The organism is Halomonas cibimaris, from assembly GCF_055379665.1.
Window position 1 is genome coordinate 2,530,998 of record NZ_AP043828.1, and the last position, 12,797, is coordinate 2,543,794.

General features: G+C 62.4%; 10 protein-coding genes. 3 read left to right on the forward strand and 7 right to left on the reverse strand.

Features of this window, described 5'->3' with window-relative positions; genetic code table 11:
* Positions 1–7: 7 nt before the first annotated feature.
* Positions 8–3,457 carry a transcription-repair coupling factor gene (gene mfd / locus ACZ415_RS11775; RefSeq protein WP_344704557.1) on the forward strand — a complete coding sequence of 1,150 codons (3,450 nt, stop codon included), beginning with the start codon at positions 8–10 and terminating at the stop codon, positions 3,455–3,457.
* Positions 3,458–3,474: 17 nt separating this feature from the next.
* Positions 3,475–4,530 carry a L,D-transpeptidase family protein gene (locus tag ACZ415_RS11780; RefSeq protein WP_344704555.1) on the forward strand — a complete coding sequence of 352 codons (1,056 nt, stop codon included), beginning with the start codon at positions 3,475–3,477 and terminating at the stop codon, positions 4,528–4,530.
* 102 nt (positions 4,531–4,632) lie between these two features.
* On the opposite strand, the gene ACZ415_RS11785 is transcribed toward ACZ415_RS11780, so the two are convergent.
* From ACZ415_RS11785 to topA, 4 genes are all read right to left on the reverse strand, one after another.
* Positions 4,633–4,896 (reverse strand): Lpp/OprI family alanine-zipper lipoprotein, encoded by a 264-nt coding sequence (locus ACZ415_RS11785; protein ID WP_344704553.1) that lies wholly within the window; start codon positions 4,894–4,896, stop codon positions 4,633–4,635.
* A 221-nt stretch (positions 4,897–5,117) separates the two neighbouring features.
* A complete protein-coding gene (locus tag ACZ415_RS11790; RefSeq protein WP_344704551.1) occupies positions 5,118–5,750 on the reverse strand; it encodes a L,D-transpeptidase family protein in 633 nt (210 codons plus the stop codon).
* Between the two features lie 44 nt (positions 5,751–5,794).
* A complete protein-coding gene (locus tag ACZ415_RS11795; protein WP_344704549.1) occupies positions 5,795–6,259 on the reverse strand; it encodes a 2-hydroxyacyl-CoA dehydratase in 465 nt (154 codons plus the stop codon).
* A 37-nt stretch (positions 6,260–6,296) separates the two neighbouring features.
* Positions 6,297–8,933, reverse strand: coding sequence for a type I DNA topoisomerase (gene topA, locus ACZ415_RS11800; RefSeq protein WP_344704547.1), 2,637 nt, complete (start codon positions 8,931–8,933; stop codon positions 6,297–6,299).
* A 339-nt stretch (positions 8,934–9,272) separates the two neighbouring features.
* Here topA and lipA point away from each other — a divergent pair, with 339 nt between their 5' ends.
* Positions 9,273–10,346: a lipoyl synthase gene (gene lipA, locus ACZ415_RS11805; protein WP_344704545.1), complete on the forward strand. Its 1,074-nt coding sequence runs from the start codon at positions 9,273–9,275 to the stop codon at positions 10,344–10,346.
* Positions 10,347–10,470: 124 nt separating this feature from the next.
* Here the strand turns inward: lipA and lipB are convergent, their stop codons facing one another.
* From lipB to ACZ415_RS11820, 3 genes are read right to left on the reverse strand one after another with little or no spacing between them, the layout of a single operon-like run.
* Positions 10,471–11,136 carry a lipoyl(octanoyl) transferase LipB gene (lipB, locus tag ACZ415_RS11810; protein ID WP_344704543.1) on the reverse strand — a complete coding sequence of 222 codons (666 nt, stop codon included), beginning with the start codon at positions 11,134–11,136 and terminating at the stop codon, positions 10,471–10,473.
* A 1-nt stretch (position 11,137) separates the two neighbouring features.
* Entirely contained in the window at positions 11,138–11,449 is a 312-nt protein-coding gene (locus ACZ415_RS11815) for an HP0495 family protein (RefSeq protein ID WP_344704541.1), read from the reverse strand.
* Positions 11,450–11,494: 45 nt separating this feature from the next.
* Positions 11,495–12,736 (reverse strand): D-alanyl-D-alanine carboxypeptidase family protein, encoded by a 1,242-nt coding sequence (locus ACZ415_RS11820; RefSeq protein ID WP_344704539.1) that lies wholly within the window; start codon positions 12,734–12,736, stop codon positions 11,495–11,497.
* Positions 12,737–12,797 lie beyond the last annotated feature (61 nt).

Here is a 12,797-nt window from a genome sequence, read left to right on the forward strand (position 1 = left end):
ATCGACTATGCCGACTTTTTCACTGCTCGACCCGCCCTCTCCTCAAGGCACCCGCGATACGCTGTACTGGACAACGCCGCCGGGCAGCGCACCGGCGCTGGCGCTTGCCCGCGCGGCGGCGCAGGCGCCCTTGCTGGTCATCACGCCCAGCACCGCCAGCGCCCAGCAGCTGGAACAAACGCTGGCCTTTTACAGCGATATGCCGGTACTGCCCTTTCCTGACTGGGAAACGCTGCCCTACGACAGCTTTTCCCCGCATCAGGACATCGTATCCACCCGGCTGCGCACCCTGCGCGAGCTGCAGGGCGGGGTCCACGGCATCGTACTGGTACCCATCAACACCTTGATGCAGCGCCTGCCCCCGGTGGACTACATCGCCGGGCGCGTGCTGACCCTTTCCGCCGGCGACACGCTGGATCGCGAACAGCTGCGCACCTCGCTTAGCCGCGCCGGCTATCGCGCGGTGGAAACCGTTTTCGAGCCCGGCGAGTACGCCATGCGCGGCGCACTGATCGATCTGTATGCCATGGGCATGGAGCAGCCTATCCGCATCGATCTGTTCGACGACGAAATCGATACCCTGCGCTATTTCGACCCCGGCACCCAGCGCTCCAGCGACAGGGTCGAACGCGTGGAGCTGCTCCCGGCCCATGAATATTCGCTGTCACGCAGCGCCATCGCCTGTTTTCGCGAACAGTTCGAAACCCTGTTCGACGTCGACCCGCGCCAGTGCCCGCTGTACAACGACGCGCTCAAGGCCATCCCCTCGCCCGGGCTTGAACAGTATCTGCCGCTTTTTTTCGAACACACCGCTTCGCTTTTCGATCACCTGACCGACGCCACCCGCGTGGCGCTGCTGCCCGGCGTGTACGACGCCGCCGAACAGCACTGGAACGCTATCGAAGCGCGCTACACCAACCTTGGCGTAGACCCCACACGCCCGCTGCTGCCGCCTCATCGCGCGTTCTGGCCGGTCAGCGACATTTTTGCCGCGATCAAGCAGCGCCCGCGCATCGAGCTGACCGATGACCCCGCCCATCCCCACGCGCAGCCGTCCAACGCTGTCGCGCTGCCCGATGTGGCCATCAACGCGCGCAGCCCAGCGCCGCTGGCCGGCCTTGAGCGCTTTATCGACGGTCATCCGGATACGCGCATCCTGTTCGTGGCCGAATCCCGCGGCCGGCGCGAAGCGCTGGAAGAGCTGCTGGCACCGCTGGCGCTGTCGCTGCCTCACGTTGACGGCTTTGCCGAGTTCATTGCCGGCAACGCCCGCTTTGCCCTGACCGAAGGCCAGGTGGACGCCGGCCTGTGGCTTGATCACCCCAACCTTCTGGTTCTGACCGAAACGGAGCTGTTTGGCGAGGTGGTACGCCAGAGCCGGCGCCGGGAAAAAGCCACCGACGACAATGATTTCGCCGTGCGCCACCTGTCTGAGCTCAAGGCCGGCGCGCCGGTGGTGCACCAGGCACACGGGGTGGGCCGCTACCTGGGGCTGGAAGCCATCGAAGCCGGCGGCCAGGCCAGCGAATTCTTGGCGCTGGAATACGCCGGCGGTGCCAAGCTTTACGTGCCGGTCGACAACCTACACCTGATCTCACGCTACAGCGGCGTCGACGACGAGCTGGCGCCGCTGCACAAGCTGGGCTCGGACCAGTGGGACAAAGCGCGCAAGAAAGCCGCTGAAAAAATCCGCGATACCGCCGCCGAGCTGCTGGATATCTACGCCCGTCGCGAAGCCCAGCAAGGCGTGGTTTACGACGCGCCGGGCAGCGACTATCAGCGCTTTGCCGCCAGCTTCCCGTTCGAAGAGACCCCCGACCAGAAAGCCGCCATCGACGCGGTCATCAGCGATCTGACCGCACCCCAGCCCATGGACCGCGTAGTCTGCGGCGATGTCGGCTTTGGCAAGACCGAAGTGGCCATGCGCGCGGCCTTTCTCGCCGTCCAGTCCGGCCGCCAGGTGGTGGTGCTGGTGCCCACAACGCTGCTGGCCCGCCAGCATTTCGAGAACTTCCGCGATCGCTTCGCCGATACCGCCGTCAACATTGGCCTGCTGTCGCGCTTTACCGGCGGCAAGGGCGCCAGCGAAGCGCTGGAGAAGGTCAAAAGCGGCCAGACCGACATCGTCATCGGCACCCACAAGCTATTGTCAAAAAGCGTTGCGCTGCCGCAAATGGGGCTATTGATCATTGACGAAGAGCACCGCTTCGGCGTCGCGCAGAAAGAAAAACTCAAGACCCTGCGCGCCGAAATCGACATCCTCACGCTGACCGCCACGCCCATTCCGCGTACGCTCAACATGGCCATGAGCGGCATTCGCGACCTGTCGATCATTGCCACGCCGCCGGCCCGGCGGCTGTCGGTGAAAACCTTTGTTCAGCAGCGCGCCGACGGCGTGATCAAAGAAGCCCTGCTGCGCGAGCTTTTGCGCGGCGGCCAGGTATATTTTCTGCACAACGAAGTCAAAACCATCGACAGCGCTGCGGAAAAAATCCGCGAGCTGGTGCCGGATGCCCGGGTAGCCGTGGCCCACGGCCAGCTGCCCGAACGCAGCCTGGAGCGGGTCATGTCGGATTTCTACCACCGCCGCTTCAACGTGCTGGTATGCTCAACGATTATTGAAACCGGCATCGACGTGCCCAGCGCCAACACCATTGTGATCGAGCGCGCCGACAAGTTTGGCCTGGCCCAATTGCACCAGCTGCGCGGACGCGTGGGGCGCAGCCACCACCAGGCTTACGCCTACCTGCTCACGCCAACGCCCAAGGCCATGACCCGGGATGCGGTCAAGCGGCTCGAAGCCATCAGCGCCTCCGACGATCTGGGCGCCGGCTTTACCCTGGCCAGCCACGACATGGAGATTCGCGGCGCCGGCGAGCTTTTGGGCGACGAGCAGAGCGGCCAGATGGAAACCATCGGCTACACCCTGTACATGGAAATGCTCGACCGCGCGGTGAAGGCGATACGGGCGGGCAAAACGCCCAACCTTGATGCCCCCTTCGACAGCGGCATTGACATCAATCTGAACCTGCCGGCGCTCATTCCCGACGACTATATTCACGACGTGCAGCAGCGTCTGGTGATGTACAAACGCATCGCCAGCGCCCGGGGCGACGCAGACCTCAAAGAGCTTCAGGTAGAGCTGATTGATCGCTTCGGGCTGCTGCCCACCCCGCTTAAGCATCTGATTCGCCAGACGCGGCTGCGCCATCGCGCCGAACCGCTGGGCATTCAGCGCCTGGAAGCCGGCGAATCGCGCGGGCGAATAATCTTCGCCGCCGATACCCGGGTGGATCCCATGACGCTGGTCAGCCTGATTCAAAAAGCCCCGGATGCCTATCGTTTGGACGGCTCGGATACGCTGCGTTTCACCCAGCCCATGGAAAGCGCCGACGCTCGCTTTGAGCAGGTGGAGTCGCTGCTGCACACTCTCAACCAGACCTCTTCCGCCGCCTGATCCCCCAAGGAACCGCCATGCACGCGCCCCCTTTCTACCGACGCTTACCGGTCGCCATGCTGCTCGCTGCCGCCATCAACGCGGGCTTCTCTCTACCTGATGCGGCTGCAGCGGCCTCTGATCTGTCGCGCGGGCAGTTTTCTCTGCCCGACACCGGCGACGTCATCGGCACGCCTTATACGGTCACGGTGCAGGATCACGAACAAACGCTGATTGACCTAGCCCGCCAGCACAACATCGGCTATGAAGAAATCCGCATGGCCAACCCCGATATCAGCCTCTGGGTGCCGGGCAAGGGCACCGAGGTCGTCATTCCCCGCCGCTACCTCCTTCCCGATGCCAAGCGCGAAGGGATCGTCATCAACCTCTCTGAGCTGCGCCTTTACTACTATCCTGCCGACCGGCCGGACATCGTGGAAACCTACCCCGTCAGCGTCGGCCGCGAAGAGTTTGCCACCCCGGTAGGCGTCACCAAAACCACCGTCAAGGTCAAGGATCCGGCCTGGGCCCCGCCGGCCTCCATGCGCCGGGAGGCCGCTGAGCGCGGCGATCCGGCTCCCAAAGTAGTGCCGGCCGGCCCTGACAATCCGCTGGGCCGCCATGCCATTCTGCTGGGTATTCCCAGCTATCTGATTCACGGCACCAATCGCCCTGAAGGGGTTGGCATGCGGGTCAGCCGCGGGTGCATTCGCATGTATCCCGAAGATATCGAGTCGCTTTATCAGCGAATCCCGGACAGCACCCGGGTCAACATTATCGATGCGCCGTTCAAAGCCGGCTGGGATAGCGACTCAAGCCTGCTGGTGCAGTCGTTTCCCCGGCTGGTTGAACAAGGCGCCGGCTTCGAGCCGCTGCTCAATGCGTTTGAGGTTATCGAGGCGCAGATCGACGACGACATTGCCATCGACTACGCAGGCGTTAAGCAGGCCGTTGAAAATCCCAACGGGACGATGGTGGCGCTTTACGGGCCTCAGGCGCCCACCCTCAGCGGCGGCTTTAACTGGATGAACGCGCTGCAGCTTCATCCCCCGCTTTCCGCCGGAACGCCGGACCGCGGCGAATATCCTGAATAACCCCGGGGCCAGACAGCAAAAAACCCTGCCGAAGCAGGGTTTTTGTGCTATGCAAAAACGACCGCGAAGAGCCTATGCTCCGTTCGCGGCTTGCACGCAATATTACTTCTGCATGGAGCGCTCGAACATGCGGTTCATTTCTTGACGGTTCTTTTCCGACATCTGCAGTGCCGCACGTGCGTCGCGCTGCGCCTGTTTTGCGGTGTTCAGCGCCTGGGAAGCGGTGCTGCGTGCTTCAGCGGCGTCGGCCTGAGCGGATTCTGCGGTTGTGCGGACTTCTTCCAGCGCGCTGGTAGAAGCACAGCCGGCCAGAATCGCCAGAGAAGCGGCAGCGGCAGACATTTTCAGGGTCGTCTTCAGAGTCATAGTGTTCTCCTTGAGTCTTCCTTGGTGCTACGTGGATGAAACGACAAGAACAAGGCTAAAGGCCTTATACAATCTTGTCTACCTGCGATTGGCAGGTTTCACGGCAGCGACATATGCCGCAAGGCACAGACGCGAAACACCGTTGTATTATAGCAGAAAGCGTTTGTCTATTGCCGCACGATCAGATGCTAAAACTTTGAACAATCTTTAACAACAATACCTTAGCGAATGACCACGCGAGTGCCCATGTCTACCTGCGTTTTCAGCCGATCGATTTGCGCATCCGTCATCGCCACGCAGCCCTGCGTCCAGTTCATCCGCCGATGGATGGCCGGATCCGCCGGCCCCAGCCCGTGAAGACCGATGGCCCCGCCAAGCACGGTATCTTGCGGCGGGGTTTTATAGCGCCGATAGTGGTCAAAATACGCCTGATACTCTTCGCGCGAATAAAGCCCGGTGCGCAGCGCCATTCTGGCGTGGTCAGGCGTCGGATAGTCAACGCCCATAAACAGATGCCAGCGGCTGTCAAAGTTAAAGCGGTTGACGCGAAACTCGCCTTTGGGCGTTACGCTGCTACCGCTGATCCGCTGAGTGGCCGCACCGCCACGCCCGATCGACACCGGGCTGAAACGTTCGATGCGCGTGCCGCCACGATAGACGTCAAGCATGCAGGCCCGGTCATCCACCAATACCCACACTTCATCAACGTGCTGCGGCCGCACGGCATCGGCCAGCTGCTGCTCGACCAGGTCAACAAAAGCGACCCGGGCCATAAACGAAGCGCTGGCCGGCGCGGCATAAAGCGCAAGGCACCCGGCGGTGCCGGCCAGAAAGCGGCGGCGGTCCAGAGGCATACAAAAATGCTCGGCAGATAAAAGACGACGCGGCCGGGGCGGGCCTAGATGTCGTCAAACTCTTCAAACTGCGACACGATGCGGCGCACTTCGGCCTCGTGGCCTTCGGCCAGCGCGCCAAAGAACTCTTCTTCGGCAGGAATAACGGCTTTTTTGGCGCGATATTCATACAGCTTCTGCAAGGCCTTGTGCGCCTCGGTTGCGGCCTGCATCGCCGCGTCAATGCTGTCGTAGGTGGCATACTGTGCCAGACGCTCAAGCTCGGGCGGCTGAGGGAAATCCGCCGGGTTGTCAAACCAGGTGTTAAGCACTTTTTCATGGCCCGAGGCTTCGGCCAGCACCTCTTCAAGCCCGGTTTTCATGCGCAACTCTTCTTCGGCCAGATAATTCAGCGCCATGGTCAACCGCTCGCTTTGCGCGGCTTTCGCCTTATCGCTGAACTGCCGCGCCATCCGCGCATGAAAGTCGGCCGCCCAGGCTATCAGGTCACGTACTTGGTTATAGCGCATATCCTCTCCTTTTCCGATCGTCACGCGGACAGTGTAGCTATTGTTTTGCCTTGCGTTTGTCATCGACTACCCAGCGCCCGCCCTCGAAGGTGGCTTTCCAGCCCGTAGCTTTGCCCCCTTCATCACTCATCACAAACTGCGCTTTGTTCTTGCGCGAAAAGCGGACCTGCGCCGGCCGGCCGTCAGGGTCTTCGTCGGGCGCATCGAGAATGAAACGGTATTTTTCCGGCAGCTCATCGGCATGCGCCTTGAGCTCTTTGACCAGAGGCGGGCGCGTTTCGCGGTTTTTGGGAAACTGGCTTGCCGCCATAAAAAGCCCGCTGGCACCGTCGCGCAGCACGTAGTGATCGTCGACTTTCTGGCAGGCAAGCTCCGGCATGGCAATCGGATCCATCTTGGGCGGGGCCACCTCGCCGCTGCGCAGCAGTTTGCGGGTGTTTTTGCATTCGCTGTTGGTACAGCCGAAATACTTGCCGAAGCGTCCGGACTTCAGCTGCATCTCGGCGCCGCATTTATCGCATTCGATCACCGGCCCTTCATAGCCTTTGATCTTGAATTTGCCGCTTTCGATTTCATAGCCCGAACAGTCCGGGCTATTGCCACAAACGTGCAGCTTGCGCGCCTCGTCGATCAGGTAGCTGTCCATGGCCGTTTCACAGACCGGGCAGCGGCGCTTGGCGCGCAGCGCATCGGTTTCGGCGTCTTCGCCGGCATCGGCGGCCACGGCTTCTTCACCGGGAAGCAGGTCAATCGTGGTCTTGCAGCGCTCCTTGGGCGGCAGATTATAGCCGCTGCAGCCCAAAAAAACGCCGGTGGACGCCGTACGAATCTGCATGTGGCGAGCACATTTTGGGCAGGCAATCTCAGTGGGCACCGGCTGGTTGGGGCGCATGCCGTCTTCGCTTTCGGCGCGGGCCAGTTCTTGGCGAAATTCGCCGTAAAAAGCGTCCAGCAGCGCACGCCAGTTGCGCTCACCTTCCGCTACGTCGTCCAGCTCATCTTCCATGCGCGCCGTGAACGAATAGTCCATCAGATCGGGAAACGACTCCTTGAGCCGCTCGGTGACGATATCGCCGAGCTTTTCGGCATAGAAGCGCCGGCTTTCCAGCTTGACGTAGCCGCGATCCTGAATCGTGGAGATAATCGCCGCGTAGGTCGACGGCCGGCCAATGCCCTGCTTTTCCAGCTCCTTGACCAGAGCCGCTTCGGTATAGCGCGCCGGCGGCTTGGTGAAATGCTGCTGCGGGTCGAGCGCATCCAGGGTCATCGCCGTGCCCTCGGGCAAATCCGGCAGGTGCTGGTCTTCGTGCTTGCCGCTTGGCGGCATCACCCGGGTAAAGCCGTCAAACTTGAGCACTCGGCCCTTGGCACGCAGCGCATAGCCGTCAACGTCGATGCTCAGGGTGCTGGAAAGATACTCGGCCGGCGTCATCTGACAGGCCACGAACTGCCGCCAGATCAGCTCATAGAGGCGTTCGGCGTCGCGCTCCATGCCGGACAGATCCGCAGCCCGGCGCGCCACGCTTGAGGGGCGAATCGCCTCATGGGCCTCCTGGGCGCTTTCCTTGCTGGCATAGCGGTTGGCCGTCTCCGGCAGGTAGCGCTCGCCGTATTCGTCACGGATAAAATCGCGCGCGCCGGCCACCGCCTCGTTGGACAAGTTGGTGGAATCGGTACGCATGTAGGTGATGTAGCCGGCTTCATACAGCCGCTGGGCCATGGTCATGGTCTTTTTCACCGAAAAGCCCAGCCGCCCGCTGGCCGCCTGCTGCAGCGTCGAGGTGATAAAGGGCGCGTTGGGTCTGGAGCGCGTAGGTTTGTCTTCCCGGGCGGTAATCGCCAGATCGGCGCTTTTGAGCCCGGCAATACGTTCAAGCGTCTCGCTTTCGGTGGCAGGGCGAAACGCTTTGCCGTGCTGGCGCGCCAGCACAAAGCGCACCGCTTCGCCCTCGGGGGTGACCAGATCGGCATGAACGTCCCAGAACTCTTCGGGAATAAACGCGCGGATTTCGCGCTCGCGCTCAACGATCAGGCGCATCGCCACCGACTGCACCCGCCCGGCGGAAAGCCCGCGGGCCACCTTGGCCCACAAAAGCGGCGAGAGCATAAAGCCCACTACGCGGTCGAGAAAGCGCCGCGCCTGCTGTGCTTCAACGCGCGGAATGTTCAGCGTACCCGGCGCCTTGAACGCGTCCTGTATGGCGTTTTTGGTGATTTCGTTGAACACCACGCGCTTGTAGCGGTTTTCATCGCCGCCGATGGTCTCGCGCAGGTGCCAGGCAATGGCCTCGCCTTCGCGGTCCAGATCCGTCGCCAGGTAGACGGCGTCGGCGTTGGCGGCCAGCTTTTTCAGCTCGGCCACGACCTTTTCCTTGCCCGGCAAAATCTCGTACTGAGCGTCCCAGCCGTTATCCGGATCAATCCCCATGCGCCGGATCAGCTGGGTATGCGCCTTGCGCTTTTTATGCGCCACCTTTTCTTCTGCGGACATCTTGCGGGTCAACGCCGCCTGGCGCGCCCGCTCCTTCGGGTCCGCAGCGGGTTTGCCCGAGCCGCTGGTCGGCAGGTCACGAATGTGACCCACGCTCGACTTGACGATAAAATCGCGGCCGAGATATTTGTTGATCGTCTTCGCCTTGGCCGGCGACTCAACGATGACCAGTGACTTGCCCATAGTGCTCCACTTAATACGATGCCGACAAACATGAAACGGCGGTTAAACAGGCGTATCGCGCTGTCTGGCACTTTTGCGCGAGTGAAAAAATGCGCCTACCCTAACCCACGCCCCAACGAAGCGCTAGCCCCGCAAGCGGCATTTGTCCTGCTGCCTGCAGCGGCCCGGGCCAGGGCATGCACGTCTTTCACCGGCGTCACGCGTACAGGGAAATATCGTACGCGCCTGTAGCTATGTTACATTAGGCGGATTGATCGACGTATCCATCGACGAGCCGACGCCCCCCACTGAGTTTTGGCGGTTTGGCGCGTCACCGCACAGTAGAGGCTGTTTTCCGTTATGAGCAACGATACCTCACAGCGCGTACAAAGCGGCGAAAAGTTCCGCAACGAGCGCGGCATGTCAGTCATCAAAGACGGGATCAAACAGCGCAAAACGGCGAGTGATTCCGCAACCGCCGAAAGCGCCTCGCTGGCACGCAAGCCCAAGTGGCTACGCGCCCGCATTCCCGGCGGCGAGCGCTTTGATGCGGTCAGGAAAAACGTTGCCAAGCATCGTTTAAGCACCGTATGCGCCGAATCCCACTGCCCCAACCTGGGCGAGTGCTGGAGCAACGGCACGGCGACCATCATGCTCATGGGGTCGGTTTGCACCCGAGCCTGTCGCTTCTGCGCGGTGGATACCGGCAATCCGCAAGGGTGGCTCGACGCCGAAGAGCCGGCCAACACCGCCGAGTCCGTAGAGCTGATGGGGCTGCGCTATATCGTGCTGACCTCGGTGGACCGTGACGATCTCGACGACGGCGGTGCCGGCCACTACGCCAGCTGCATCCGCGCCATCAAAGAGCGCACCCCCGAGGTCGTAGTAGAGGCCCTGACGCCGGACTTCGACGCTGATCCCACCGCGATCGAGCACGTAGTGGATGCAGGCCTTGAAGTGTTCGCCCAAAACGTAGAGACCGTCGAGCGGCTGACCGAACGGGTGCGCGACCCTCGTGCCGGCTACCGCAAGACGCTGGACGTGCTGGCACATGCCAAGCGCCATCGCCCGGACATTATTACCAAGACCAGCATCATGCTGGGGCTGGGCGAGACCGACGAGGAAATCCTGCAGACCTTCGACGACCTGCGTGCGATCGGCGTGGATATCGTCACTCTCGGCCAGTACCTGCGCCCGACCCAGAACCACCTGCCGGTAGAGCGCTGGGTAACGCCCGAAGAGTTTGAAAACTACCGCCAGCTGGGGCTGGAAAAAGGCTTCATGGAAGTGCCGTCCGGCCCGCTGGTGCGCTCAAGCTACCGCGCCGACCGGGTATTTGAAAAAAACAACCTGGGACTTGCCTCCCCGGCGGCGGTGCCCGGCCAAAAAGCCGGCGGCGACGACAACCTGATTGCGGTGCAAAGCGTCGGCTAACCGGCGATACCGCCTGCCCCGATCAGCACAAGGGCCGCCGTGAAAACGGCGGCCCTTTTTTTAAGGTCAGCCCATATCTCTTTAAGGTCGTCAGCTAAGGTCAGCGCATACCTCGCAACGCCGCTCAGGCAGGCACCAGCGGGCGCTGAATGCGCGCTGCCAGCGCCGCGGCCAGCCGCTCGCCGACGCCTTGCGCATCGACATCGCGCGCGAGCAGCGCAGCCAGCCTTGCCATGGGCATCCCCGCATAGCCGCAGGGATTGATGCGCGAAAACGGCGCCAGATCAACGTCGACGTTCAACGCCACGCCGTGATAGCTCGACCCGCGCCGAATACGCAGGCCCAGAGAGGCGATTTTAGCCTCTTCGCCGCGATCGTCGATGACATACACCCCGGGGGCGTCCGGCCGGGCACGCGCGGCGATGCCGTCGTCGGCGAGCACGTCGATCACCGCGTTTTCCAGCGCGGTGACCAGCTGGCGCACGCCGAGCCCCGCGCGACGCACGTCGATCAGCGGATAAAGCACGACCTGGCCGGGGCCGTGATAGGTCACCTGGCCGCCGCGATCGGTCTGGACCACGGGAATATCGCCGGGCATCAGCAAATGCTCGGCCTTACCCGCCTGCCCCTGGGTAAACACCGGGTCGTGCTCGACAAGCCAGAACTGATCCGGCGTCTGCGCGTCGCGCTTATCGGTCAGCTCGCGCATGGCCTCCCACACCGGCAGGTAGGCGCGCCGCCCCAGACGGTGCAGCCGCACAGGGGGCCGGGCAGTGCTTGCATCGCTCATGCTATACCACCATGTGCACGCGGCCGGTCGCCTTAAGATCGTCAAACAGCGCCTTGAGCTGCGCCTCGCCGGTGGCCCTGATGCTCAAGCGCACCGACTGAAAGCGGCCGTTGCGGCTGTCAATCACTTTGACACGGGCGGCGTTGAAGTCGGGGTCGTGGCCCTTCACCACCTCGCAGACCGCGGTGGCAAAGTCCGGTGCCGCATCGCCGACCACCTTGACCGGGTAGTCGCACGGGAAGGTGATTTTGGGAGGGTTGTTCTCCGCTTTCGGGCGCAAATCACGAAACGACCGGTTACCGCCTGGCTGCATGGTGTCCTCCTGGCATACGTTGCGAAACGACACTGATAAAACGGCTCAGCCCGTAAAACGGCTCAGCAGGCCGCTGAAAAAGCGCTTGACCTGATCAAACAGACGCTTGAAGAAGCCGCCCTCTTCCACGTCCTCAAGGGCCACCAGCGTACGCGTACCCACGACCTGGTCGCCCAGCATCACCTCAAGCGTGCCTACGTCGGCCCCCATGGTGACAGGAGCATTCAGATCGCCGGACACATCCAGCCGAGCGCGCAGCTCCTGGCTACGGTTGCGCGGCAGCGTCATGCTGACGTCGCTGTCCACGCCTACGCGCACCTTGTCGCTCTCTCCGCCCCAGATGCGCGGCGAAGCCAGTACGGCGCCCCGCTCGTAGAGATGGCGGGTTTCATAAAAGCGAAAGCCGTAGCTGAGCAGCTTTTGGGTTTCCTGCACCCGGGCTTCTTCCGACTTGGCGCCCATCACCACCGAAATCAAACGCATATCGTCGCGCTTGGCCGACGACACCAAGCAGTAGCCGGCGGCGTCTGTCCAGCCGGTTTTCAGCCCGTCCGCCGAGGGGTCACGCCATAGCAGGCGATTGCGGTTGGGCTGCTCGATGCCGCCGTAGCTGAACTGGCGCTCGGAGTACATTTTATAGTGCTCGGGATAGTCGTTGACGATGTGGCGGGTCAGCTTGGCCAGATCGCGCGCGCTGGAGTAGTGCCCCTCCACCGGCAGGCCGGTGGCGTTTTTGAAATGGGTGTTGTCCATGCCCAGCCGGGCCGCGTGCTGGTTCATCAGGTCGGCAAACTGCGCCTCGCCGCCGGCCAGATGTTCAGCCATGGCGACGCTTGCGTCGTTGCCCGAGACGATCACAATGCCGTGCAACAGCTTTTTTACCGCTACCTGGTTGCCCACTTCGATAAACATCTTCGAGCCGCCGGTACGCCAGGCTTTTTCGCTGACGCTGACCTTGTCGTCCGGGCGGATGCTGCCCTGATTGAGCTCACGCTCAACCAGATACGCCGTCATCAGCTTGGTCAGGCTCGCCGGAGGCAGGCGCTTGTCGGCATTGTGCTGGGCAAGCACGTGGCCGCTGTTGGCGTCCATCAAAATCCAGGAGCTGGCGGCAAGCCGGGGCGCGGCCGGAATCAGCGTCTGCGGCTGCGGCGCCGTCTGGGCCTCGGCCGGTACCCAACTAAAGGCCAGCGTCACCGCCGCCGCCAAAGCCACTGCCGCCGCCCGCAAGCGGCGTGCCGAACGCCCAGCGGCGTCGAAAGAAAAGTTCGTTACCAACGCTTTCATCACATGATTTCTCGTATAAAACATTCAACAACGGCAAGGCGGGCACTATACGCCGCTTACG

Coding starts and splice junctions, on each gene's coding strand:
- ACZ415_RS11790 (WP_344704551.1), bottom strand. CDS start 5,750: ATGCCTCTGGACCGCCGCCGCTTTCTGGCCGGCACCGCCGGGTGCCTT.
- mfd (WP_344704557.1), top strand. CDS start 8: ATGCCGACTTTTTCACTGCTCGACCCGCCCTCTCCTCAAGGCACCCGC.
- ACZ415_RS11780 (WP_344704555.1), top strand. CDS start 3,475: ATGCACGCGCCCCCTTTCTACCGACGCTTACCGGTCGCCATGCTGCTC.
- ACZ415_RS11795 (WP_344704549.1), bottom strand. CDS start 6,259: ATGCGCTATAACCAAGTACGTGACCTGATAGCCTGGGCGGCCGACTTT.
- ACZ415_RS11815 (WP_344704541.1), bottom strand. CDS start 11,449: ATGCAGCCAGGCGGTAACCGGTCGTTTCGTGATTTGCGCCCGAAAGCG.
- topA (WP_344704547.1), bottom strand. CDS start 8,933: ATGGGCAAGTCACTGGTCATCGTTGAGTCGCCGGCCAAGGCGAAGACG.
- ACZ415_RS11820 (WP_344704539.1), bottom strand. CDS start 12,736: ATGAAAGCGTTGGTAACGAACTTTTCTTTCGACGCCGCTGGGCGTTCG.
- lipA (WP_344704545.1), top strand. CDS start 9,273: ATGAGCAACGATACCTCACAGCGCGTACAAAGCGGCGAAAAGTTCCGC.
- ACZ415_RS11785 (WP_344704553.1), bottom strand. CDS start 4,896: ATGACTCTGAAGACGACCCTGAAAATGTCTGCCGCTGCCGCTTCTCTG.
- lipB (WP_344704543.1), bottom strand. CDS start 11,136: ATGAGCGATGCAAGCACTGCCCGGCCCCCTGTGCGGCTGCACCGTCTG.